The 21,999-nt window shown below is 65.7% G+C and carries 25 protein-coding genes and 1 pseudogene; 10 read left to right on the top strand and 16 right to left on the bottom strand.

Annotation, left to right across the window (positions count from 1 at the left end; all coding sequences use genetic code 11):
- Positions 1 to 82 precede the first annotated feature (82 nt).
- Positions 83 to 262, bottom strand: coding sequence for a hypothetical protein (locus E1261_RS19495; protein WP_132408380.1), 180 nt, complete (start codon positions 260 to 262; stop codon positions 83 to 85).
- A gap of 173 nt (positions 263 to 435) precedes the next feature.
- Here E1261_RS19495 and E1261_RS19490 point away from each other — a divergent pair, with 173 nt between their 5' ends.
- Both E1261_RS19490 and E1261_RS19485 read left to right on the top strand, forming a co-directional pair.
- Positions 436 to 1,062, top strand: coding sequence for a hypothetical protein (locus E1261_RS19490; RefSeq protein ID WP_132408378.1), 627 nt, complete (start codon positions 436 to 438; stop codon positions 1,060 to 1,062).
- Positions 1,063 to 1,111: 49 nt separating this feature from the next.
- Positions 1,112 to 1,354, top strand: a complete 243-nt coding sequence (locus tag E1261_RS19485; protein WP_132408376.1) for a hypothetical protein — start codon at positions 1,112 to 1,114, stop codon at positions 1,352 to 1,354.
- Positions 1,355 to 1,457: 103 nt separating this feature from the next.
- On the opposite strand, the gene E1261_RS19480 is transcribed toward E1261_RS19485, so the two are convergent.
- Positions 1,458 to 2,000: a TetR/AcrR family transcriptional regulator gene (locus E1261_RS19480; protein WP_132408374.1), complete on the bottom strand. Its 543-nt coding sequence runs from the start codon at positions 1,998 to 2,000 to the stop codon at positions 1,458 to 1,460.
- A 76-nt stretch (positions 2,001 to 2,076) separates the two neighbouring features.
- Between E1261_RS19480 and E1261_RS19475 the strand changes: the two genes are divergently transcribed.
- Positions 2,077 to 3,126, top strand: coding sequence for an aldo/keto reductase (locus E1261_RS19475; protein WP_132408372.1), 1,050 nt, complete (start codon positions 2,077 to 2,079; stop codon positions 3,124 to 3,126).
- A complete protein-coding gene (locus E1261_RS19470) occupies positions 3,123 to 3,830 on the top strand; it encodes a DUF998 domain-containing protein (protein ID WP_132408370.1) in 708 nt (235 codons plus the stop codon). Before E1261_RS19475 ends, E1261_RS19470 begins: the two co-directional genes overlap by 4 nt.
- Positions 3,831 to 4,102: 272 nt before the next feature.
- Here the strand turns inward: E1261_RS19470 and E1261_RS19465 are convergent, their stop codons facing one another.
- Entirely contained in the window at positions 4,103 to 5,539 is a 1,437-nt protein-coding gene (locus E1261_RS19465; protein WP_132408368.1) for an amidohydrolase family protein, read from the bottom strand.
- 410 nt (positions 5,540 to 5,949) lie between these two features.
- Here E1261_RS19465 and E1261_RS19460 point away from each other — a divergent pair, with 410 nt between their 5' ends.
- On the top strand, positions 5,950 to 6,852 hold the full coding sequence (locus E1261_RS19460) for a LysR family transcriptional regulator (RefSeq protein WP_132408366.1): 903 nt from the start codon (positions 5,950 to 5,952) through the stop codon (positions 6,850 to 6,852).
- Between the two features lie 37 nt (positions 6,853 to 6,889).
- Here E1261_RS19460 and E1261_RS19455 read toward each other — a convergent pair whose 3' ends face one another.
- Together E1261_RS19455 and E1261_RS19450 are read right to left on the bottom strand one after the other, a co-directional pair.
- Positions 6,890 to 8,026, bottom strand: a complete 1,137-nt coding sequence (locus E1261_RS19455) for a DUF3500 domain-containing protein (protein ID WP_272948593.1) — start codon at positions 8,024 to 8,026, stop codon at positions 6,890 to 6,892.
- Positions 8,023 to 9,126 carry a zinc-dependent alcohol dehydrogenase gene (locus E1261_RS19450; protein WP_132408362.1) on the bottom strand — a complete coding sequence of 368 codons (1,104 nt, stop codon included), beginning with the start codon at positions 9,124 to 9,126 and terminating at the stop codon, positions 8,023 to 8,025. Before E1261_RS19450 ends, E1261_RS19455 begins: the two co-directional genes overlap by 4 nt.
- A gap of 203 nt (positions 9,127 to 9,329) precedes the next feature.
- Here E1261_RS19450 and E1261_RS19445 point away from each other — a divergent pair, with 203 nt between their 5' ends.
- A complete protein-coding gene (locus tag E1261_RS19445; RefSeq protein WP_132408360.1) occupies positions 9,330 to 10,115 on the top strand; it encodes an SDR family oxidoreductase in 786 nt (261 codons plus the stop codon).
- Positions 10,116 to 10,132: 17 nt separating this feature from the next.
- On the top strand, positions 10,133 to 11,065 hold the full coding sequence (locus tag E1261_RS19440) for a dihydrodipicolinate synthase family protein (RefSeq protein WP_132408358.1): 933 nt from the start codon (positions 10,133 to 10,135) through the stop codon (positions 11,063 to 11,065).
- Positions 11,066 to 11,097: 32 nt separating this feature from the next.
- On the opposite strand, the gene E1261_RS19435 is transcribed toward E1261_RS19440, so the two are convergent.
- Genes E1261_RS19435 through E1261_RS19425 form a run of 3 tightly spaced genes read right to left on the bottom strand, consistent with a single transcriptional unit; the run spans position 11,098 to position 14,397 of the window.
- Positions 11,098 to 12,636 (bottom strand): FAD-dependent oxidoreductase, encoded by a 1,539-nt coding sequence (locus E1261_RS19435; protein ID WP_132408356.1) that lies wholly within the window; start codon positions 12,634 to 12,636, stop codon positions 11,098 to 11,100.
- Positions 12,629 to 13,534, bottom strand: a complete 906-nt coding sequence (locus E1261_RS19430) for an alpha/beta fold hydrolase (RefSeq protein WP_132408354.1) — start codon at positions 13,532 to 13,534, stop codon at positions 12,629 to 12,631. Before E1261_RS19430 ends, E1261_RS19435 begins: the two co-directional genes overlap by 8 nt.
- Positions 13,531 to 14,397 (bottom strand): alpha/beta fold hydrolase, encoded by an 867-nt coding sequence (locus tag E1261_RS19425; RefSeq protein WP_238176306.1) that lies wholly within the window; start codon positions 14,395 to 14,397, stop codon positions 13,531 to 13,533. Before E1261_RS19425 ends, E1261_RS19430 begins: the two co-directional genes overlap by 4 nt.
- Before the next feature lie 88 nt (positions 14,398 to 14,485).
- Between E1261_RS19425 and E1261_RS19420 the strand changes: the two genes are divergently transcribed.
- Entirely contained in the window at positions 14,486 to 15,115 is a 630-nt protein-coding gene (locus E1261_RS19420) for a TetR/AcrR family transcriptional regulator (protein WP_202874847.1), read from the top strand.
- Between the two features lie 19 nt (positions 15,116 to 15,134).
- On the opposite strand, the gene E1261_RS19415 is transcribed toward E1261_RS19420, so the two are convergent.
- Positions 15,135 to 15,575, bottom strand: coding sequence for a TIGR03618 family F420-dependent PPOX class oxidoreductase (locus E1261_RS19415; protein ID WP_202874845.1), 441 nt, complete (start codon positions 15,573 to 15,575; stop codon positions 15,135 to 15,137).
- Positions 15,576 to 15,687: 112 nt separating this feature from the next.
- Here E1261_RS19415 and E1261_RS19410 point away from each other — a divergent pair, with 112 nt between their 5' ends.
- Positions 15,688 to 16,047 carry a winged helix-turn-helix transcriptional regulator gene (locus E1261_RS19410; protein WP_202874843.1) on the top strand — a complete coding sequence of 120 codons (360 nt, stop codon included), beginning with the start codon at positions 15,688 to 15,690 and terminating at the stop codon, positions 16,045 to 16,047.
- Between the two features lie 121 nt (positions 16,048 to 16,168).
- Here the strand turns inward: E1261_RS19410 and E1261_RS19405 are convergent, their stop codons facing one another.
- From E1261_RS19405 to E1261_RS19375, 7 genes and pseudogenes are all read right to left on the bottom strand, one after another.
- Positions 16,169 to 16,924 carry an SDR family NAD(P)-dependent oxidoreductase gene (locus tag E1261_RS19405; protein WP_132408348.1) on the bottom strand — a complete coding sequence of 252 codons (756 nt, stop codon included), beginning with the start codon at positions 16,922 to 16,924 and terminating at the stop codon, positions 16,169 to 16,171.
- Positions 16,925 to 17,552: 628 nt separating this feature from the next.
- Positions 17,553 to 18,095 (bottom strand): annotated as a pseudogene (gene mobF, locus E1261_RS47145) (MobF family relaxase); the annotation flags it as partial.
- Positions 18,064 to 18,576 (bottom strand): relaxase domain-containing protein, encoded by a 513-nt coding sequence (locus tag E1261_RS19395; protein ID WP_132408346.1) that lies wholly within the window; start codon positions 18,574 to 18,576, stop codon positions 18,064 to 18,066. The gene E1261_RS19395 and the pseudogene mobF, both read right to left, overlap by 32 nt.
- Positions 18,577 to 18,597: 21 nt before the next feature.
- A complete protein-coding gene (locus E1261_RS19390; protein ID WP_132408344.1) occupies positions 18,598 to 19,467 on the bottom strand; it encodes a hypothetical protein in 870 nt (289 codons plus the stop codon).
- Between the two features lie 78 nt (positions 19,468 to 19,545).
- Entirely contained in the window at positions 19,546 to 20,379 is an 834-nt protein-coding gene (locus E1261_RS19385; protein ID WP_132408342.1) for an SDR family NAD(P)-dependent oxidoreductase, read from the bottom strand.
- Positions 20,380 to 20,656: 277 nt separating this feature from the next.
- Positions 20,657 to 21,013: a hypothetical protein gene (locus E1261_RS19380; protein WP_202874841.1), complete on the bottom strand. Its 357-nt coding sequence runs from the start codon at positions 21,011 to 21,013 to the stop codon at positions 20,657 to 20,659.
- Positions 21,010 to 21,357: a nuclear transport factor 2 family protein gene (locus tag E1261_RS19375; protein WP_132408340.1), complete on the bottom strand. Its 348-nt coding sequence runs from the start codon at positions 21,355 to 21,357 to the stop codon at positions 21,010 to 21,012. The genes E1261_RS19380 and E1261_RS19375 overlap by 4 nt, the downstream gene beginning before the upstream one ends.
- Positions 21,358 to 21,436: 79 nt before the next feature.
- Between E1261_RS19375 and E1261_RS19370 the strand changes: the two genes are divergently transcribed.
- Positions 21,437 to 21,999: MerR family transcriptional regulator (locus E1261_RS19370; RefSeq protein ID WP_132408338.1), on the top strand; the 563-nt coding region annotated here is incomplete at its 3' end.

Here is a 21,999-nt window from a genome sequence, read left to right as displayed (position 1 = left end):
GGAGAGCGGCAAACGACGGTCGCGAGGGGGAAGGTGAGTGACCGGGCGGCTCTGGACGGCCGAGCCGCGCCGATCGACGAAGTCAGTTCACGACGGCCTTCAGTTCGTCTTTGTGCAGGTTGAGCCAGGTGTCGAAGGACTGGAGGTGGGGGTTCAGTTCGCGTACGGCGTCCAGGTTCCGACTGCCGGTGAAGGCTTCGTGGTTCTCTGCGTAGTACTGGAACATGTTGGCCCAGGCGGTGTAGGCCCGGTCCTGGACCACTCGTCAAGGCCCTCTCAGATGCGGTCTTTCCGCAGGTCAGAGCCCAAGTTGGAGGCCGGCGTCCAGCTCCAGCAGATCCCGTGCGGTCAGGCCTTGAGACCTCTCCTGTTCCGTCACTGTTCCGTGAGACGCAGACGCGAACACTGCGCCAAGACGCGAATCGATGGCCATCCGTGCGCGCTGATGCGAAGAAGCCCGGGGTCTATCCGTTCTCGGTCGGTGCCGGGCAGCCGGTCACCGGTGTGTTCGTGGCCAGTGCCACCTCGCTGACGTCGAAATGGCCCGAGGCGTTGGTCAAGTGCGCGGAAGCGACCGGCAAGAAGCTCCCGGAGATCCTGAAGGAAGGGGCCAAGGCCACCTGGACACTGGAGCAGACCGAACCGCTCATTTCCGTCCTTCCGCGGGCCGGCCTGACCGGGCAGGTCGACAAGAACAAGACCGCTCGACTGCCCTTCGTCACCGGTCATGAGAACGACGACCAGGGCACGCAGGTGATCGCGCTGGCCAGGGCGAAGGTCAAGATCGAACGCACAGACGTCAGCGACCTGATCTCGGAGGCCAGGAAGCAGGTCCAGGCCGCGTTCGAGTCGTTGCTGAGCGTGATCCCCGACCGCGATCCTGAAACCCCTCTTCGACCCGATGCTGAACCAGCTCGAGGCGGCGATCAAGGGTCAGGTCAACGGCGTCTTCCTGATCTCCGGCACCGGCAGGGTCGTCGTCTCCTTCCACCAGCCGAAACCGACTCCAACCCCTGTCCCGAAGCCGACACCGACGCCACGGAAGTCTCCAGGCCCGGGTGACTTCTGCACGCAGTACCGGGCGATGGCCAAATGGTCGCACGACCACCAGATGAAGCCGTCCGTCGAGGCCTGGGCCGCCGAACTCGTCACGCGCCTGACAGCAATGCGCCCCGCAGCGCCAGCCGACAAGCTCACCTGGGTCGACTCACTGCTCAAGGTCTACCGCCTGGTCGCCTCCAGCGCCGGCGCCGCCCGGATCGGCAACGAGGCCGCCGCCTCCAACTTCCCCGCCGCGGGTACCGGCCTGGCCAGATACTGCAAGGTCGACCCAGCCCTTCTCCAACCCCGCTAGGCCGCATCCAAAGGAGGAAGACTTCACTGAACTTGTCAAATCCGGTCCCAGCGACAGCGCGATCCTTATCTGACCTCGAAGACATCGACCAGTTGGTGACCGCTTACCGCTGCGGCTGGGGGCGGAGTCCGTCGAGGATGAGGGCGAGCATGTGGGGGGCCCGGTCTACCGGGGTGGAGGCGGCGCGCCACAGGGCGCCGGTGAGTTGGAGGAAGTCGCCGGGGTCGGCGTCGGCTCGGATGCTGCCGTCGTTCTTACCGGCGTCGAACAGCTCGGTGATGGCGGCGATGACCGGTCCGTAGGTCTGTTCGGTGATCGTCTGGTGTGCGCTGGGGCTGAGGGCGTCGCCGAGGCCGTGTTTGCGGCGCATTGCTTCGACCAGGTCGAGGGTCCAGAGCCGGAGCGCGTCAAGTGGCGGTCCGCCGGCCAGTAGACCGGGCACCGTTCCGGTGATGCGCTCGACCTCGTCTTGGTAGACGGCGAGCACGAGCGCCTCCCGGGTAGGGAAGTTGCGGTACAGGGTGCCGGCGCCGACACCCGCGCGCTGCGCGACCTGGTTCATCGACGTTGCGCCGTCCTCGGTGAACGCCTCCCGGGCGGCCTCAAGGATGCGGGCCCGGTTCTCGCGAGCGTCCGATCGGACCATGAGCATCCCCCTTGCTAAGTGGAGAGCTCTCCATTAACGTATCTGGAGAACTCTCCACATAGCTTAGAGGAGCATCATGCAGTACATCAAGCTCGGCACCACCGGCCTGGACGTGTCCCCGATCGCGATCGGAGCGATGACGTACGGCCAACCTGATCGCGGCCACCCGGTGTGGTCGAAAGGCGACGCGGAGGCGCGGCCGCTGATCCGGCACGCGCTCGAGGCGGGAATCAACTTCTTCGACACCGCGAACATGTATTCCAACGGGTCGAGTGAGGAGATCCTCGGCTGCGCGCTCAACGACTTCACCGACCGCGACAGCGTGGTGATCGCGACCAAACTGCGGCACCCGATGCGGACCGGGCCGAACGGTCGCGGCCTGTCGCGCAAGGCGATCATGGCCGAGGTCGACCACTCGCTGTGCCGGCTCGGGACCGACTACATCGACCTGTACCAGATTCACCGCAACGACCACGCCACCCCGTGGGAGGAGACGCTGGAGGCGCTCAGTGATCTCGTGAAGTCCGGCAAGGTCCGGTACGTCGGTGCGTCGTCGATGCACGCCTGGGAGTTCGCGAAGGCGCTGCACCTGCAGAAGGAGCACGGCTGGGCGCGGTTCGTGTCGATGCAGGATCACTACAACCTGCTTGCTCGTGAGGAGGAGCGGGAGATGATTCCGCTGTGCCTGGACGAAGGCGTCGGCACGATCATCTGGTCACCGCTGGCCCGCGGACGCCTCGCCCGCGGCTGGGACGACGCCAGCTCGACCGCTCGCTCGGAGACCGACGGTGCCTTCGCTGACATGCTCTACACACCGGACCAGGAGACGTCCAACCGTGCGATCATCGACGCGGTCGGACAGGTCGCGCAGGGATACGGCGTCAGCCGCGCCCAGATCGCACTCGCCTGGCTGCGGCACCAGCCGGTGGTCACTGCGCCGCTGGTCGGAGCCGGTTCGATTCAGCAGATCAACGAGGCTGTGGCATCGCTGGATGTCGAGCTCACCGACGACGACGTACGGGCGCTGGAGGCTCCGTACACACCGCGCTTCGACTGGCAGGGCATCTCCGACGAGGCTGAGATGGAAGCCATCCGCCAGCGCGTTCCCGGAATGGCACTGCGATGAGGACGATCCTCCGCTCCGCTCCGTCGGCCCGCGTCGGAGCGCTCCTCATCTTTATCGGTCCACTGATCTCCTGGGTTGCCGAGTTCATCACCGCGGCCGCCTGGCAAGACCCGCCCTTCTACAACTGGGTCAGCCACCTCGGCCTGACCGGCCCGAGCCAGGTCGCCTTCCAGCAGGTCGGCAACTCCCCGCTCGGTGCGGTCATGGACACCGGCTGGGTCCTGTACGGCGTCCTTCTGATCGTCGGCGTCCCCCTGGTCGTCGACGTCCGCGAGGGAGTCGGCCCGATCCTGATCGTTGCTCTCAGCACCATTGCCGGGATCGGTGTCTCACTCGTGGGCATCTTCCAGGGCTCCAACGCGAACGTCGCCAACGGTCTGATCGCGTTTCACACCTTCGGCGCCCAAGGCGTGATGATCGCGGGCAACCTGATGGCCGTCGTCGTCGGTGTGACCGGCTCCCGCATCGGCCTGAGCCGTGGCCGCACCATCGCCAGCACCGCGCTCGGCATCGCCGGCCTGGTCGGCTTCGCGGTCTTCATGATCGACGTGTTCAGCGGCTGGATGTGGAACATCGGCATGTTCGAACGCTCAGCGATTTACCCGATCATGATCGGCCACGTCATCCTCGGCAGCGGCCTAATCGCCGCCCGCCGCGAAACACACCCTCAGGTGGCGGCCGCCGCTGTACAGGTAGCTAACTAAGGACAAGTAGATGTCACAGGTACTGGTGGCGCCGTAACGCTTCCGGTGGTGGGTCACCGTCGATGGCGCGCCCTGGGCGACGAGTCGAGGAATCCTCGGTCCACTTCACCGACGTCGGGGGTCACCCTATCCGGTGAGCGCTGACCCATTGGACAGGTCGATCCCGCGTATGGATCGCGGGCCAGAGTTCTCAGTGCGGGGTGCTCGGATGTCTGACTGCTCAGCGTGGCAGTCAGCGCGGCGAGAGGTGGCCGTTGAGGACTCGTTTCGCTTCAGGGTTGCTCGCCTGGGGCCACGTGGTTGTGTAGTTCCTTGAGCACACGCCGACGGGCCACGCGGGAGACGACTCTGCCCCGCATCCTGCCCAGTGGGCCGGGGTCGCGGAATTGTCCGACGATGTGGTCACTGGAGCGTTCCAGTTGTTCGTTGATGCGGTCGAGGTCGATGGCGAGCATTGTGTGCTCGCGTTTGCGCCAGTGGCCGGCGATCATCACCGCTTCGATGTTGCCGAAGCTGGAGTAGAGCGCGGCTGCGATGGGGTCGTGTGCGGGCCACAGGTTCGGGGCGCGCGTATCGATGACGATGAGGTCGGCCTGCAGGCCCGGTTGGAGTCGGCCGACGCGGTCGGCCAGCCCGAGTGCGCGGGCCCCTTCCAGCGTTGCCCAGCTCAGTGCTTGCTTGCTGGTGACTGTCGGCTCCATCGAGAAGATGCCGTGGGTTCGCCTGCGGCGGTCGTGATCGAGTCCTCGTTGGTAGGCGAGCGCGACCCGGGCGGAGGTCAACAAGTCGCCGGCGACCACACAGTCGGTGTCGGTCCCCAGGGATGGTGCATCGCCGAGCGGAAGCAGTTGCGCGGTGATCGGTGCGCCGTGCCCTTGACCCAGTTCGTTCTCGGGAGTGGTCGTGAAGGTGACACCGGCATCGACGAGGGTCCGGACCCACTCGTCGGTGAGGCCGGTGCCGTGGGCAATGTTCGTGCCTGGTCGGAACAATCCGGCCTTGTGCACTGCGTCCCATGCCGGTTTCAGGTCTCCGCCGCTTTGGTGCATCGACACGACAATGCCGCGCTCGTGTGCCGCGCGGAAGTCGGCGATCGCGGCGGCGGCTGGGGACAGTTGCGGACCACGGATGGCCATGCCGAGGGTGAGGAGATCGTGTGTGCGTACAGGGCCGTCGAGGAGTTGATCTATCTCGCGGAGCTGCCGGTGTGCCGGGGCGGCATGTGATGTGCCGTGGAGGAAAACCGCACGGACACCGGATTGCAGGAGTCCATCGACCGCGGCATCGGCGTGGTCGGCAGTTGGTGTGTTATGACACCAGTCCCCGATCGTAGTGATGCCGCCATCGATCTGGCTCACCGCGCCGGCGAGGGTACCGATATACATGTCCTCCGGGCGGAAATGCCGGGCGATGGAGCCATGGGTGTGCTGCAGGTACTGCGACAACGTCCAGTCCGAACCGATGAAGCGCAGCCCTGTCTGCCACGTGTGTAGGTGGGCGTTGACCAGGCCCGGCATGATGATGCGGCCGGTGCAGTCCACGACATCGACTTCCTCGTGGGCGTCGGCTCCGTGGCTGGTGGCGGGGAGGACGTTCGTTCCCACCGCGACGATCTGGGTGCCTTCGACGAGTACGTCGGCATCCTCCCAGTCGGGTCGATCCGGTGCCATGGTGATCACATGGGCACCGCGCAGCAGCGTGCGGCTCATTCGGCACTCTCCGGCGTTCTCGGCTGCTGGGTGCGGGACTGACGGTCCATCATGCGTGGCGGGGAGCAGCGCGTTCGCGGCCTGAGCGATCGTGCTCGGTCGATCAGGTATGGCGATGGCTGCGATGTAGCCATCGGGACGCACGAGCAGCAGCGCCTCAGAGTTTGATCCGTACAGCTTGGCGAACTCGCCGGTGGCATCGACCAGACGAGCTGCGAGCCGGCGTCGGTGAGATCGATGCTAGCAGTGGCGTCATCCATAATGGATACAGTGTAGCCATATTTGTTCTGTGTCAATGATCGCCGATGTCTAGGCCTGATCCTTCGGATCAGGAGCCGGCGGCGAGGGGGGGCCACTACCTGATCTGACCGGGAGGTATAGGGGGCATCTATGGTGCTAGCGTCGGCGAGGTGCGCTTACGTCAGCTCGAATACTTGGCAGCGATTTGCGACTACGGTTCGTTCAGTGCGGCGGCGACGGAGTTGCTCGTGGCGCAACCGTCTTTGTCGCAGCAAATCAAGGCGCTGGAGGACGAGCTCGGTGCAGAGCTGCTGGAGCGCGGTCGTCAGGGTGTGGCGCTTACTGCCGCCGGTCGGGTGTTTCTTCCTCATGCACGAGTGGTCCTCGATGCGGTGACTGCAGGACGAAAGTCAGTGACCGACCTGGTGAGTGGTGTGGTGGGAGAACTGCACGTGCTGACGGTTCGGTCCGTGGCTTCGGGGGTGCTCCCGGCGGGTGTGGTGCGCTGGTACGAGGAGCACCCGTCCACTGTGCTGCGGTTGCGCGACGTGTCGCATCGCCGCGACCTCGAGGCGGCGATGCGGTCCGGTCAGGGCGACTTGGCCATCGGCCCGCGGCCTCGTGACTGGGACGGCGACGTGGTGTCCCTGGGGTACGAAAGCCTCGTCGTCGCCGGCCGTGGCCCCTTCCGCTCGAAGCGGGCATCGGTGCCCGAACTCGATGCCGAGAAGTGGGTCCACTTCGAAGCCGAGCAGGGTATGACCGAGGTGCTGGATTGGGCAGCGCGATCGCTCGGCTTCACTCCCCGGGTGGTCGCACGTGTCGGCCAGGTCGCCGCATCGCTGCGGCTGGCGGTCGAGGGGGTCGGCATGACCATCGTTCCGGTCAACGCGGTTCCGCACGGCTGGGGCCAGCACGTCCGCGAGCTTGAGCCGCCGCTCTTTCGCGAGCTGACCGCCTACGGTCGCGGCGCGTTGGTTCAGCTCGCCAACCGGTTCGTCGATCTGCTGACATCGGTGGAATTGCCGCTGGTCGCCGAGGCAGACCTGCCTCGCGGGGCCCTGACCTGCTGACCGCTGTGGACTTCCACAGGTGGGTCATCTGCGCGGTTCAGTGGGCAGTTGCGCCGCGGTGTTCGGCCAGCGGGTCCAAGCCGAAGTCACCGCTCGGATCTCGCCAGACCGAATGCGCGTGGTTGGCGTCGCGTTGGGTGTTGTCGTACTCGATCAGCAACCGTGGCCCGGTGAGCCGGTAGTAATGTGGCTGCCCGCGGGCGATGTCTCCTGCCCAGGCAAAGTGCACGAGGTCCAGGTTGCGGTTGCTGAGATAGTGCCGGCGGTGAGCTTCGGCAACCGGGTCCGGTGATCGATCGGTGTAGGCGGCGATCAGGTCGCGCAGCACGGCGCGCTGTTCGACTGTCATGTCCACCGCCGCGATTCCCTGTGGTTGCGCGGTCAGCGCGAGCCGTTCGTGATCGTCTTCGGTGTAGCCCGAACCAGCCTCGGCCCTTTCGTCGATCCGATCGACCAGCGCGGCCAGGCGAGGCGTCGGCAGTGGACCACGGAACAAATGTTGCATGTGGATCATCTGATCTCCCGCCGCGACCCGAGGGCGGTTACCCGACACGATGTCTGAGATCGCTACGGGATGCAGGAGCGCCTGGGCGCGCTCGGCGGTGGAGAAGCCTTGCATCAAGGTCCGCGCGAGGTCCTCCGTGCCGCCGAGCGGCCGCAACAGCCCGGCCAGCATCGGCGAGGCCGCAGGGTCGGCCCCGAGAAATGACGGCGTCACGGCCGCGACGCGGCCACTGCGCAGGAGCAGGTTGACCGACAGGTGGTGCCCGCCGAACCGCCAGCCCCACAAGGGGTCTCCAGGGTGGCCGAAGACACGGAGCCAGTACAAGCCGGGGTCGCGGCCACGCTCCCGGCCCCAGTCGACCTGCCACCCCTCCAGTTCGTCGAGGACATTTTCCAGCCCCATCACGACACAAACGGTGGCATAGGCATGGCGGGTCAGGCCGGTAGCGAGCAGTTGCATGGTCAGGCTCTGCTGCCGAGCAGTCAGCTCACGCAGGGGTATGCCTCCATGGTCGGTGGGCGTGTAGAACCACCGGACCCGCTCGGCTTCGATAGCTGGATCGTTGAGGGGCGCGTGCTGAGCCACGGCCCGTTGATCGGGCTTGAGCGAACCGAGCAGTTCGCGGGTGATGTCCACCATGCGCTCGACGCTTGCTTGCTCCGCGCTCACGTCCCGCCGCCAGGCTGGTCCGGCACGATGTCGAGCATCACCTTCATAGCGTCGCCGCGGCGCTCGGCGTAGGTATCGAAGGCTTCCGACACAGCTTCCAGAGGGAAATGGTGGGTGATCAAGCTTGCGGTTTCCAGCCGTCCCTGACCGGCGAGCGCGACTGCGCGGGCGAGGGAGCCGGCGCCTTCCCCACGGACGCCGTGCACCGTGACCCCGTTCATCACTGCACGATTGAGGTCGACGGTCACAGGCTCGCCGAAGAATCCGACCAAGACCACCTGGCCGCCGCGTTTGACCAGTCGTAGCGCGTCGTCGACGGCGGCGCCGGCTCCGGAGCACTCCAGCACGATGTCGACACCTTGGCCACCGGCGGCCTCACGCACCCGCGCCACACTGTCGCTGTCGTGCGAGTTCAGGCTGAGGTCTGCTCCTGCGACCCGGCCCAGCTTCAACCGGCCTTCCCGGGTTCCCAGTAACGCGACCAGGTCCGCACCGAGTTCTTTCGCGACCTGGACGGCGAGCAGGCCGATTGGTCCCGGGCCCAGGACGGCGACCCGCGCACCGACCAGCAAGTCGTGCAGCACGTTGAAGGCGTGCATCACAGTGCCGGCTGTCGTCAGGACCACTCCGGCGTCGAAACTCACAGGATCTGGCAGTTGATGCAGCGTTGACACGTGGTTCACCGCGTAGTCGGCGAATCCGCCGTTGACGGTCATGCCCTGGGTGCGGTGTCCCTTGGCGCGCAGCCCGCTGTTCAGGCACGAGGTATAGGCACCAGCCAGGCAGTTGGCGCACCGCATGCAGCCGCGGTGTGCTTCGGTCACCACCCGGTCGCCGACATGAAACTCGTCGACCGTGGAGCCAACGGCGACGACCATGCCGGCGTACTCATGGCCAGGCACGAAAGTTCCGGCGGCAGGTCCGCCGTCCTCGAAGAAGGCCCGGCTCCGGATCTTGAGATCGGTTCCGCACAGCGAAGCCCGGTGAACCCGTACGAGTACGTCCTCGGGTCCGGGCTCGGGAACGGGCAACTCACTCAAACGGATCCGGCCGGGCTCAGCCAGCACGGCCGCCCTCATCACGTCCGGGATCGCGGACATCGACAGCTCCTCGCTTCCTGTTGCAGACCGAGCCAGTCTGTGGCGGTGATTCCGACGGTGTCCAAGACCAAACACGAACGGCAGCCATAGCTGCCGCCTATACCTGTGGCTGTATAGGCAACGGCTATGCCCTACGCGAGAGATTGATATTTGCCGTTGGGTGCCAGGACCCGGTTCGCTGATCGGGAAACGGAAGGAGCTCCATGGATCTGGGCATTGCAGGGCGGGTCGCTCTGGTACACGGTGCAGGCGGAGGCCTCGGAAGCGCAGCCGCCCGGCGTCTCGCCGCAGAGGGCGCTGTGGTCGCGGTCGCTGACGTGCGCGCCGACGCCGCGCAGATCACTGCCGATGCGATCCGCGGCTCCGGCGGGCGCGCCCTCGCGCTGGAATGGGATCTCGGCGACCTGTCCGCCATCGGCGGGAGAGTCGACCAGATCGAGAGCGAACTCGGTCCCGTGGACATTCTGGTGAACAACACCGGCGGGCCACCGCCGACCCCAGTACTGGGCGCCGCCATCGGTGCATGGACCGGCCACTTCCAGGCCATGGTGCTGTCGGTCATCGCCATCGCGGACCGCATCGTGCCCGGGATGTGCGATCGCAACTGGGGCCGGCTGGTGACGAGTGCGAGCTCCGGAGTCATCGCACCAATCCCCGATTTAGGGCTGTCCAACGCTCTGCGGTCGTCGCTGGTGGGCTGGTCCAAGACGCTGGCCCGCGAGGTTGGCCGATGCGGTGTGACGGCCAACATCGTTGTTCCCGGCCGGATCGCCACCGGGCGTGTTCGGGCATTAGACGAAAGTAAGGCGGCCCGTGAGGGGCGAACTGCAGAACAGGTCGCCGACGACAGCACGGCGACCATCCCTATCGGTCGGTACGGCGATCCCGATGAGTACGCCGCAGTGGTGGCGTTCCTGGCCAGTGCACCTGCGTCCTATGTGACCGGGTCGCTGGTGCGGGTCGACGGTGGCCTGATCCCCAGCATCTGAAGCGGAGTGCCCAGACCATGACGTTACTCAGCCGGTCCGCCCACGGCGTCTACGCGATCGTTCCGACTCCCTTCGAGCCCGATGGGGAGGTGGACCTGGATTCGCTGGGCCGCCTGATCGACTTCTACCAGGCCCGTGGTGTCGATGGCCTCACTGTTCTGGGGCAGATGGGCGAGGCCCCTAGATTGACCGAGCTGGAATCCGCCGAGATCATCCGGTACGTAATCAGGCAGACCGACCTACCGGTCGTTGTCGGAGTTTCTGCACCCGGGTTCGGCTCAATGCGAACCTTGGCCAATGAGGCAATGTCCAGAGGTGCGGCCGGGGTGATGGTCGCGCCGCCAGCGACGTTGCGGACCGATGACCAGATCGTCGGCTACTACATGCAGGCCGCCGAGATGCTCGGTTCTGATGTGCCGATTGTCTTGCAGGATTACCCCCTGACGTTCTCCGTCGTCATGTCGGTCCCAGTACTGTGCCGTATCGCTCGCGATGTGCCGTCAGTTGTCATGCTCAAGCACGAAGACTGGCCGGGCTTGGAGAAAATCAGTGCTCTGCGTGAAGCCGAAGCCAATGGTGAGATCCCGCGCCTGTCGATCTTGTGCGGTAACGGCGGGCTGTTCCTGGATTTCGAACAGCGCCGGGGTGCGGACGGCGCAATGACCGGCTACTGCTTTCCTGAGTTGCTCGTCGATGTCGTGCGGCTGGGGCGGCAGAAGAACTTCGCCGAGATGCACGACGTGTTCGACGCCCACTTGCCGCTGATCCGTTACGAGCAACAGCCCGGCACCGGTCTCGCCGTCCGCAAGTACGTCCTGCAGCGCCGGGGACTTCTGGCAACAGACGTGCAACGGGCTCCCGGCCGGTCGCTCGGCGCTGCCGAACGGGTCGAGATCGACCTCTTACTCGAACGTCTCGCTCGCCGGGATCGTCGTGCACACCTGCTGTGACCTGGACGAGCCGGACCTTGGCGAGGACCGTGTCAGGTTTGGGCTGGGGTCATCGCGTCGACAGCGAGAAGGGTGGAGTCCTTGAGGTTGTTGGTAGCGATGTGGCCGATGTAGCCGTCTGGTCGGATCAGGAGCAGCGTGTCGCCGCTGATGCCGTAGGTTCGCTGCATGGTGTTGTGGGTGTCGGTGAGTAGGTGATCTGATTTCGCTGACTTGGCGTTGATTGCGGCTCTTGTCAGGGTGGCGCCAGTGGTTGGCCAGTCGAGTTGGTCGAGGGCTTCGGCGGCTTCGTTGCCGTAGGCGAGTGCGGTGAAGTGCGGTCCCTGGTAGAGATCGAACAGCCTGATCTGGTTGCCTTCGGCATCGAGCAGCTTGGCGTCAGGGGCGCGGTCGCCAACGGTCAGGGTCGTGGTCTTGTCGCTGCTGTTCGGCGCGAGTGGGCCGCCGTGGTAGGTCAGTTTGAGTTGCTGTTCGTCGGTTCCGCGGCGGATGCTGGACGGGTCCAGCTTGGCGATTCCTTCGTACTTGGCGGTGGACAGTCCGAGGACCTTGGCAGCGATCGGTTGCCGTTCGGCCTCGTAGCTGTCCAGGAGCTGCTCGTTGGCGCCGGCGAGAACCTGGGCGAGCTTCCAGCCGAGGTTGTAGGCGTCCTGGATTCCTGTGTTGAGCCCTTGCGCTCCGGCCGGAGTGTGGACGTGCGCTGCATCGCCGGCGAGGAAGATCCGTCCGCGCCGGTAACTCTCGGCCAGCCGGATGTTGGGCCGGAACACCGAGCGCCATTGGATGTTCCGCACGGTGATCTTGCTGTTCCCGGTCTGCTTCTGGATCCGGGCGGTGATCTGGTCTTCGCCTTCGGGCGGCTGTTCGTCAGGCGACAGCCGGATCATCACCTGAAAGAGGTCGCTGTGCGGGATCGGGCACGCCCCGATGAACCGACCGCCGAGGCGGGGCCACATATGCCACCGGTCGCGACTGAGCCCGGTGACGGCGCCGTCGACGATGAGCATCCGGTCGGCCTCGTCGGTCGATCCGGTGAACTCGATACCGGTCTGTCTGCGCACTGTGCTCGACCCACCGTCGGCTCCGACGAGATAACGCGCGGCGACCTTCTCGTCGCCGCGGGGTGCTGCCAGTGTGGCGACGACCTTCTGATCGTCCTGGGTGAGTGCGACGAGTTCGGTGCCGAACTCGACCTGCTGGCCCAAGCTGTTGAGCTGAGCGTGCAGGGCGCCATCGGTCCGGTACTGCGGGATCAGCCAGGTGTTGGCATAGGGAACGGCATGGGTTGGTTCGGTCTTCTTCATCATCCGCCACGGAACAGTCACCGGTCCGATGTGGAGACCAAGCAACGGGTAGAGGGTTCCACCGGACAGAATGTCGTCGAGGGCGCCGAGGTCCTCCAGAACCTCCAGCGTGCGAGGTTGGATGCCTTTCGCACGAGAGCCGTCGAAGGAGTGGGCTGCCTTGTCGATGATGCGGATCTTGAGGCCTCGCCGTACGAGGTCGATCGCAAGTGCCGTCCCTGCTGGACCGCCACCGCAGATCAGTACGTCGATCGTGTCGTCACTCATTGGTTGATCCTCTCGGCGTGCTGGAAGTCAGGAACGAAACAATGTGGTCAGCGACAGCCGTGGGTCGCTCGAGAGGCGCCATGTGCCCGCATTCCTCGATGATGTGAGTGCGGTCTGGTTGCAGGAGCTGTTGGGCGAGGCCGAGATTTTCGATCGGGGTGACCTGATCGTCATCGCCCCAGACCAGCAGCGTCGGTATCCCCAGTTGGCTGGTCCGGCTATACAACTCGGTACGCCCGGACAGCGGAAAGTTCTGCAGGGTCGAGAAGAACGCAAACATCGAGCCCTCGTACCGGTATGCCTCCCGGACCATCTCGGTCAGCTCCGCGGCACGTTGTGGATCACGGACGTTGTGACTCAGATGGCCCTCGAGCAGTCGGTGTCCGAGCCTCTTGGCGATGACCCCGGTCAACGGGCCGGCGTGCAGCAGCGCCTTCTGCCAGGGCGGCTGGCGCAGCAGCCCGGCGGGACCGACGACGGTCAACGTAGAGACCGAGTCGGTCTGACGCAGGGCGTAGGCCATCGCGACCAGGGCCCCCATCGAGGTCCCCACCACATGATGAGGTCGTGGCAGGTCGAGACGCACCGTCAGTTCCACCAGTTGCCGTACGAACAGCGATTCGTCGTACGGCGTTTGGAGGCGGTCAGAACAGCCACGGCCGTACCCGCTGTACGTGAGCGTGCGCAGGCCTTGCGCGTGCAGGTCCGACACGAGTTCGTCCCAGTAGGCCAGCGGGATGGTGATGCCACCGGTGAACACGACGACCTCGCCGTCGTCCGGGCCGGTCAACTCGTACTGCGTGAACCCGTCGGACAGTTCGACGAAGTCGCCGCGCAACTGTGGGCGGGCCGCTGGATCGAGCCGCTGGTCTTCTTGCCGGGTGATGAAGTATTTCATTGCGCCTCGTCGGTGTGTTGCGGAGTCAGGAAGGTTCTGATCGCATCGGCGACCCACTCCGGCGCTTCTTCCGGGAGCAGGTGACCGCTGTCGGGATTGGTCAGTTCCTGGCTTCCCGGGATGTCTCGTGCGAAGTTCTGGCCGTCGATGCCGGCACTGCGCAAGACGAGAGTCGGTGCTGCGATGCGTGGGATCTCTCCGCTGCGGTCGGGTTGGTCGGTGTTGGCGAAGTCGATAAAGGCTGACCGGTTGCCCGGCCGGCTCATCAGCGTGTGCACACGATCGACCATCGCGTCGTCCACGATCTTCGAGCCTGGCCCGACTGCAGACTCAAGGTTGCGCTTGGTGGCCCGGCGCGGCATCCATCTCCGCAGTAGCGGCCGGACCAGTGGATTGCGGGCCAGTCGCAGGCCTGCGGGCAGGCTCTTTTCCGGATAGCCGGTCGCGTTGATCAGCACCAGCCGGGTGACTCGTTCGGGATGGTCCAGAGCCAGGTTCCAGGCGATGTTGCCGCCCAGCGAGTTCCCCGCCAGGGCATACCGGTTCTGGCCCAGGCTTTCCAGGAACTGCGCGACGGTGCTGGCGTAGGCCTGCACGGTGTAGTCGCGGTCGGGACGAGGGCCTGTGCGGCCGAATCCGGGCAGGTCAGGGCGAATGACATCGAACCTTGCCGACAGCAAGCTCGCGACCCGTTCGACACCCTCCAGCGACGACCCGCTGCCGTGCAGCAAGACCACCACAGGACCTTGCCCGCTACGCCGGTAGGACAGCTGCATGCCGTCCACAAGCTCACAGCGCATTTCCGAATCCACTGATTCCATCATAATGGATACAGTGTTGCCGTTATTGTCGAAGGGTGTCAAGTCTTGCCATACTGGGCAGGTGACTGCGCCATCAGGGAGTGCCGACGACGCTCAGCCGACACCTAAACGCCCGCGTGGTCGTCCGCCGTTGTCCAAAGACCGGATCGTTGCTGCCGCCCTGCGGCTGGTCGACGAAGAGGGTGCGGATGCCTTGTCGATGCGCACGCTCGCGCAACGTATGAACTCCGGTACGGCGACCTTGTATCGCCATTTTGCGAATCGCGCCGAGGTGATCGGTCAGGTGGTGGATCACATGTTCGGCGAAGTCGAGCTCAAGGAAGACGAGTTTGCCGGGCTGGCCTGGGAGCAGGTGTGTGAGGCTGTCGCGCGTGGCATGTTCGAGGTTCTTGGCCGGCACCCAAACGCCGCGGCCCTGCTGGCCGAGGAGATCCCAGTAGGTCCACACGCGCTAGCGCTGCGGGAACGCTGTATCGCTGTCCTGCTCCACAGCGGATTCCCGCCGCCGAAGGCCGCTCTGACCTATGCCACGCTGGCACGCTACGTCCTTGGGTTCGCCATCCAGCTAGGAACTCCGTCATCCGGCCGAGACGAAGAAGTGCCGCGCAAGGCATCCTTCCATGACCTGGATCCGACGCGCTTTCCGGCGACTGTTGCCGTGGCCGATTCGTTGCCAGTGGCTCTGGAAACCGAGTTCAGCTTCGGATTGGAGCTGCTCATTGCCGGGCTTACCCAGAGCCTCGCCGGCAAACTCAGGTGAGATGCCGGCGTGGCGACACTCAGCTGCCATAGACGCGAACTGGGTCTAGCAAGACGACCGTGCGTCGCTGCGCGGCCATCACCTCGTCGTACTGTCCCCAATCGTCGTGTTCACCCCCGGCGGCGAGGTACACCTCACGTAGAAGCATCCTCAGGCGCTCAGCGCCGACGCCTGCGACCGGATCGTCCGGGCCGATGAGCTCGGCGATCCCTTCGGCCGTCACCCACGCCCAGCCCGATCGCGCGGTCATGGTCAGCTGCGGTCGTGCCCGCAAATTGGCGAGCTTCACTTGCCCGTAAGTGGCGAATCCGAGGACCAGCCGGCCGGTGATCGGATGGGGCAACAGGCCTGCATTGACCACCGAGGCTTGGAGTGTGCCGTCCGCGCGCAGCGTCGACACGACAACCAGGCCCGCCTCTTCGGTCGCCAAAGTCGCCAGGTTCGTCGCTGCCAGCACCACGTCCAGCCTCCGCAATCTGCATCTGGTTGCCACCTCGCAGATGGCAGGCTCCCGCCTCCAATCGGCTGGGAGTGCATGTGCTCGCCACCGCTGGGCGAGCTACACTAACATCGTGAGTCCGAATAACGAATCAACAGTCGACCAGGGTCCCGGCCTCGACGGCTCAGGTTCGGTACGCGTGTGCTCGATCGCGGATGCTTTGAGCATCCTGGGTGACCGCTGGTCGCTTCTGATTGTGCGGGAGATCGGATTCGGCGTACGGCGGTTCAATGACATCCGCAGCAACACCGGTGCGCCCCGCGACACCCTGACCACGAGGCTGCGCGAACTGGAAGTTGCCGGCGTGATCGAGCGGCGCCGGTACTGCGAGCGCCCGCCCCGGGATGAGTACTTCCTCACCGACGCCGGCCTCGCGGTCAGTCCGGTGTTGCGCGAGCTCCACAACTGGGGCGAACGGTTCGTGCAGAAGTAGGTCGACGGCAACCGCGCAGTCGATCAGTCGCACTCGGGCAGAGGTCACAGAATGACAAGCGCCCGCCGGTGGCACCGGCGGGTTGGCTCGTCGTCGTTCGATCGAGGCAACCGAGTTGCTTTCAGGCGCCCGGGATGAAGGGAACGTCGTCCGGCGCGGCCTTGCGCATACCGAGGACTGCGGCCGCCATCTGGCCGACCGGAAGACGCAGCGGCGGGATGTCGAGCTCGGCGGCGTCGGCAATGGCGACTGCAACCTCTTCCGGCGTGATGGATCCGGTGCGGTCCATGCTGTCGCTTGCCAGCGATGTGTAGGGGTCCTCGGGCAACCGGTAGATCAGCGGCGCGTCGAGTGCACCGGAACTCACAGTGCCCGGCTGGAGCAGAGTGGTGTGGATTCCGAACGGCGCGGTCTCGATGGCCAGTGCTTCGGCGAGTGCCTCCAGGGCCCACTTGCTCGCCGAATAGGCGGCGTTGCCCGAAAAGACGAGGCGTCCGACAACGCTCGATACGAAGAGGAGCCGCCCTTGCTTGCGCTCCCGCATCTGAGGCAGGACGGCCTGCGCCACGCGGATCGCGCCGGAGGTGTTCTGGGCGAACAGCCGCTCGATCTCGGTGATCGGGCTGGCTTCGACCGCACCCAGGAAGATCACCCCTGCGTTCGAGACCAGTACGTCGACCTCGCCCGCGGCGGCAACGGCCTCGTCGACGCTGGCCTGGTCGGTGACATCGAGCCGAAGGCGCTGAGCCACGTCGAGATCGTCCAGGCTGCGCGGATCCCGCGCAGTGGCGATCACGTGGTATCCCCGGGCGGCGAACTCGGCGGCCGTGGCGCGACCGATGCCCTTGGAAGCACCAGTGATGAGTACGGATGACATGACTACTCCAGAAGGTCTGTATTTCGGACTGGCTAATGCCACTACGATAGCCGAGTAAGTCCGGAAAACGAACCGACGATTTGTGAGGCCGGTCACTCGTGTCTGGGCTCAAGCCGTCCCCGGGGATGTAGCGCGGATTGATCTTGGGGCCCGCGGCGTCGCGGGCTAGATCGAGGAGTACGGACTCGGCGCCGAGGATGACTGGTGAGGTGTAGATCTTGCCGTTGTGGATGGTGAAGACACTGTCTCCGCTGCTGCGGGTGAGTGGGACGGTGACGAGTTCGGGGGCCGTCAGGCTGATCGAGTGTTCTTCGGCGCGTTGGACGATCGACTGGAGTACGGCGAACCGGTCGGTGGAGGAGCTGAGTCTGAGCATGCGCGTCTGTCGTGCTGCCTCGGCGAGCAGGTTCCACCGAGTCCAGGTGGCGCGCTTGTTCTGGAGGGTGAGGACGGTTGCCGCGCCGTATGCGTCGATGGTCTCCGGGCTCAAGTCGGAAGCCGTGAGTGGACGCTCGCCTGTGGCTGTCAGCGATTGCTGGATTGCGGCGAGTACGTCGGCGCCGACTGCTCGTTCTGCGCGCGTCTTCCACTCGGCCATGAGGTCCATGAGCGGACGGGCGTGATGTTTGGGCGGCCGGTTCATGAGGGTCGCCTGTTGACGCAGGACGTACATCTCGCGGCGGGTGGGGCTGGGCAGATGGTCGTCCCGCTGCTGGAGTAGAGCTGCGAGGTTGGCTTCGATCTGTTCGGTTCTGGCGGAGAACTCGGCGATCAGTTCGTCAGGAATCACGTCGATCTCGAACGCTGGGTTGCGGCGAGAACCGCGTTCGCGGAGTTCCCAGTTCACGCCGAGGCGGCGGCTGAGGTTGTCGGCGAGGAAGACGTTGTGGATCTCGGACATCGCGACGGCCGACTGGAACAGGACGCGGCCATCGAGAGTTCGCCATGTGGCGTCTGGCCCTTGGACGCGGTTGGCGATGACGACGTGGGTGTGGAGTTGCGGGTCGCCGGCACGGGTGTCCCAGTGGTCGAAGGCGGCGGCGATGACACCGCGGGTGTCGAGCTGGGCGATCCCGTCATGGCCACTTCGAGTGAACGCGGCGTGCTGCTCGATAAGGTCGACGATGTCGTCGACTGCTTCATGATGTGCGGCAATGATCTGCTCCTGCACACCGACGTCCGAGGTCACCCACAGCGCCGAAACTGACTTCACGGGGGGAGAAGGTGAGGTCGAAGCCGGCGACTGCTTGCTGCGACCTCTTCCGCATCTCGGTCCTGCGGATCTGGTCGACTGCGGTACGTCGATCGCTCTCGTTCAGGCCGGGGTCGAGGGCACGGACCTGCTCGTCGATGCGTGCTGTCGGACTCTTGTAGACCCGGTACGGCTGCCCGAGCGTACGGCCGGTCAGAGGGTCCTGGGCGCGGCCGAAGAGTGCCTCGATCTGTGACTCGGTGGCCTCGCTTCCCGGCACAAGCTGCCCGTCGCCAAGACCGGCGAGTCCGGACCCCATCCAACGGCCAGGCGGGTAGCCGGAGGCTGTGTAGTACGCCGTCAACGGGGTGGCCATGCGTCCGTCGATATCGGCCGAAGCGATGTGGCGCAGGAGGTATTTGTAACCGTCGCCGGCCGTGAGCCTGTGGATGCTCAGCATGCCGGCGCACGCAGAAGGTCCTCATACGTCGCGCGCATCGCGCACCATCCGAATGTCTGCAGATGCCGTCCGGAGAGCGTCGCCAAGCGCCAGCGCCGCCCGAAGTTCCATGAACGCTGCTTCGCTGGGTGTTCCGGTGAATCCGTTCAGGTCGGACAGCCGTCGTCGCCAAGACTGCGCGACTCGCAGGGCACCGGCCTCTGCCGCTCGAACGGCCTGCTTGAGGACATTGAGGTCGAGCACTTGCCGCGCGTCCAGTTCGGTAGCTGGCGACGCGACGACCATGTCAGCCAGGTGCCACACATATCCACAGATCGTTCGCACCTGTGCTGTAGCGGCCCGCAAGTCGCGGGTCAGCAGTGCATCCAGCGCGACCGTGTCTTCGGCTCGCTCCCAGCGCGCCGCGTGTCGAGAAATGATCGAGACGGCGTCGTCGGCTGCGGCCGGTGCGCCGACGGACAGCCGTCCGAGATCTCCTAACCCGCCGCGGCGCACATCCGACGTCGCCAGCTTCTCGAGTGCAGCCAGCATTCGCACCAGGCGGCGGCGCTCGGCAGTTCTGGATCGTGTGTTGCTCATCGCCGTGTCGGCACCGATCAGCGCAATCGCTGCAACCTCTGCTCTCGCCGACGTCAGATTCGTCGGGTCATCCAGTACACGGGCGTTCACAGCGTCCTGGGTCGCGAGCAGATCGCCGCCGACGCCGATAGCTTGAGCCAGACGCCCCAGTGGACGATCGGACTGTCCGCCGGACTCGCCGTACAGCCTCGCTGCGCGGAGATCGTGCCGCAGCCACCGCAGATGGTTGGCAGTCGCGGCGACCACGGCCTTCCAGTCATCGACAGCCTCAGAACGGTCGGGACGGGTCGAGCACGAGGGCTTCGTTGTCATCTCAGCTGTCGGCCGGGTGCTGGTTCGCCCGCCCGACCGGGGCCTTCGCTGATTACTCGGTCGACGTGGTGGGGCGCGCTACGAGAAGTCCGCGCTCCGCGAGAGCTTCTCGTTGTGACGGAGCTCGGTGAGGGCGTTCTCGTGCATGGCGACGACGACGTCGTAACCGAAGTTGCCGAGCACGATCCGCTGCGGCGGGACGGGGGCGTTCATCGCGCTGATCACGGCCTGCACCCCGCGCGCGGGATCACCCGCCTGCTTGCCGTCCTGGTCGACGAACGCCGCCTTGACGCCCTCGATCATCGGCACGTAGGCCTCGACGATCTCGTCCACGGGCGCCTGCTGGAAGCCGGCGAACGCCTTGGTGCGGAAGGGGCCCGGCTCGACGAGGAGCACGCGCACTCCGAACGGTGCGACTTCTTCGCGCAAGGCCTCGGACAGCCCTTCGAGCGCGAACTTCGCCGCCGCGTAATAGCCGAACCCCTGAGCACTGACGAGGCCTGCCACCGACGACATGTTCACGATCCAGCCGTCGCCCCGCGCTCGCATGCCCGGCAGCACCGCGCGCACCACCTCGACCACCGCGAACAGGTTCAGGTCGAACGTGCGGCGGATCACGTCGTCCCGAGCTCCCTCGACGGAACCGAACCAGCCTCGGCCGGCGTTGTTGACGAGCACGTCGATCCCGCCGAACCGCTCCTCAGCTGTCCTGACCGCCGCGCGTACCTGAGCTACGTCGGTCACGTCGAGCTCGAGAACCAGCACCCGGTCGCCGTACTGGTCGGCCCACTCCTGCAATTCGGCCGGGCGCCGTGCGGTCACGGCCACTTGATCGCCCAGTTCCAGCGCGGCCTCGGCGTAGGTCAGACCGAACCCGCCAGGCGTGGCACCAGTGATGAACCAAGTCCTCATGAACTTCTCCTTCGCTATAACGTGTCATGTATCGCTGTTGATGGATGGGTAGTGCCTGTTCCAACCGCTTGAGGTGCCACTTCGAGCTGAATGTGCTCAACGGGCACTGGCGCTCGGCGGAAGTTCGTGTGGCTGCCCGGCGTTCCGGCGACCGCCGCTCTGTGCATGCGAGCCACCGCTCAGGAGCACGCACGAGGGGGACGGCTCCGTGCGCCCTGACCAGCGCGTTCTGCGCTGCGGAGAGGCTCACCTCTGAGACGACCTCTGCTTGAGTGGCCTACACCGCGTGGCTGCCTGGGACCGTTGTGATTGTTGCGCCTGCGCGCTGGACCATGTGCTGGATCATCGCCTGGTCGAATGCGTTGTCCTCTGTGGCGATGACCGCCCAGCTCGGCTTGCTTCGCCACGCGGCCTTGGTGACTGCGACCTCGACCTGCGCGTCCCGCATGAACGCGGCCTCTCTGTCGCTGGCGTCAGCGGCAAAGCCGGCCTTGAACTGCTCGCGGTTGAGGAAGCCGAATCCGTCGTCGGCCACATCGATGACGAACGCGGGCGTCGGGGCGAATCTGTAGCTGTCCTGCCGCGCGTGCGGACGACTGCCGGGCGTGCGGACGAGTGCCGGGCGAGGGGTCAACCGAGGACGATGTCGAGCCGCTCAATGCGCTCACCCTCGAGCGCGAACCGATAGTCCAGGTCCGCCTTCCCGCCGGGGAAGTCGCCCTCGAGGTGCTGGCTGACCACCCAGATCTCGCCGTCGCGATCGACCTTGGTGATCTCGCTGGTCACGCTGAACTCGGCTCCTGCTTCGGTGATGAAGCGGCGCAGCTCCTTGTCGCCGCTGAAGGACTCCCCGACGTCGGCGATCACGGCCTGCGGGGTGAGAAGGGCGAGGGCGGTGTCGGCATCGCGGGCCTCCTGGGCCTCCAGAAAGGCGCGGATCGTGGTGGGCAACTGTTCTGTGTGCTTGTTGGTATCCATGTGTTGGAGCGTGCTGGCTCGCAGAGCGCGAGAGTCAAGAACTGGACTCTCCCCCAGGGAGAGAGTCCAGACTGGTGCCATGTTGGCGATCGGCGAGTTCTCACGGATGACACACCTCAGCATCCGTACGTTGCGGCGCTACCACGAGGTGGGATTGCTCGAGCCGGAGATGGTGGACGCCTCCAGCGGCTACCGTTACTACTCGGGTGCCCAGATCCCGATCGCGCAGGTCATCCACCGGCTACGTGAGCTCGACGTTCCACTCTCCGACGTCCAGCGCATCTTGCGCTCGCCCGACCCGGACCAACGAGCTGCCCTGGTTGCTCAACACGTCCAGCGTTTGGAGTCCGAGCTGGCCCGCACCCACGCGGCGGTTGTTTCTCTACGACGTCTGCTGTCCCCGGAGCCGGCCCCGCTGCAGGTGGACCTGCGCGCGGAGCCCGCCGTGACCGTGGCGGCGGTCGAGGACGAGGTCGGCGAGGACGACGTTCCGGCTTGGTACGCCGGAGCCATGGCCGAACTCGACGCGGTACTCGGCCCGCCGGCGGGTCACGGACCGCCCGGCGGTCTCTACGACAACGCGCTCTTCGAGAACGGCCGCGGGCGCCTTCTGCTCTACCGGCCCACCCCGAAGCCCCCCAC

The sequence above is a fragment of the Kribbella albertanoniae genome (assembly GCF_004348455.1).
Lineage (GTDB): Bacteria > Actinomycetota > Actinomycetes > Propionibacteriales > Kribbellaceae > Kribbella > Kribbella albertanoniae.
This window is presented reverse-complemented; position numbering and strand designations above follow the sequence as displayed.

What these genes read in the sequence shown, in the direction of transcription:
- E1261_RS19485 (WP_132408376.1), top strand. Translation starts at nt 1,112, where the DNA reads ATGAAGCCGTCCGTCGAGGCCTGGGCCGCCGAACTCGTCACGCGCCTG.
- E1261_RS19480 (WP_132408374.1), bottom strand. Translation starts at nt 2,000, where the DNA reads ATGGTCCGATCGGACGCTCGCGAGAACCGGGCCCGCATCCTTGAGGCC.
- E1261_RS19475 (WP_132408372.1), top strand. Translation starts at nt 2,077, where the DNA reads ATGCAGTACATCAAGCTCGGCACCACCGGCCTGGACGTGTCCCCGATC.
- E1261_RS19470 (WP_132408370.1), top strand. Translation starts at nt 3,123, where the DNA reads ATGAGGACGATCCTCCGCTCCGCTCCGTCGGCCCGCGTCGGAGCGCTC.
- E1261_RS19465 (WP_132408368.1), bottom strand. Translation starts at nt 5,539, where the DNA reads ATGAGCCGCACGCTGCTGCGCGGTGCCCATGTGATCACCATGGCACCG.
- E1261_RS19450 (WP_132408362.1), bottom strand. Translation starts at nt 9,126, where the DNA reads ATGTCCGCGATCCCGGACGTGATGAGGGCGGCCGTGCTGGCTGAGCCC.
- E1261_RS19445 (WP_132408360.1), top strand. Translation starts at nt 9,330, where the DNA reads ATGGATCTGGGCATTGCAGGGCGGGTCGCTCTGGTACACGGTGCAGGC.
- E1261_RS19440 (WP_132408358.1), top strand. Translation starts at nt 10,133, where the DNA reads ATGACGTTACTCAGCCGGTCCGCCCACGGCGTCTACGCGATCGTTCCG.
- E1261_RS19435 (WP_132408356.1), bottom strand. Translation starts at nt 12,636, where the DNA reads ATGAGTGACGACACGATCGACGTACTGATCTGCGGTGGCGGTCCAGCA.
- E1261_RS19430 (WP_132408354.1), bottom strand. Translation starts at nt 13,534, where the DNA reads ATGAAATACTTCATCACCCGGCAAGAAGACCAGCGGCTCGATCCAGCG.
- E1261_RS19405 (WP_132408348.1), bottom strand. Translation starts at nt 16,924, where the DNA reads ATGTCATCCGTACTCATCACTGGTGCTTCCAAGGGCATCGGTCGCGCC.
- E1261_RS19395 (WP_132408346.1), bottom strand. Translation starts at nt 18,576, where the DNA reads ATGCTGAGCATCCACAGGCTCACGGCCGGCGACGGTTACAAATACCTC.
- E1261_RS19390 (WP_132408344.1), bottom strand. Translation starts at nt 19,467, where the DNA reads ATGACAACGAAGCCCTCGTGCTCGACCCGTCCCGACCGTTCTGAGGCT.
- E1261_RS19385 (WP_132408342.1), bottom strand. Translation starts at nt 20,379, where the DNA reads ATGAGGACTTGGTTCATCACTGGTGCCACGCCTGGCGGGTTCGGTCTG.
- E1261_RS19375 (WP_132408340.1), bottom strand. Translation starts at nt 21,357, where the DNA reads ATGGATACCAACAAGCACACAGAACAGTTGCCCACCACGATCCGCGCC.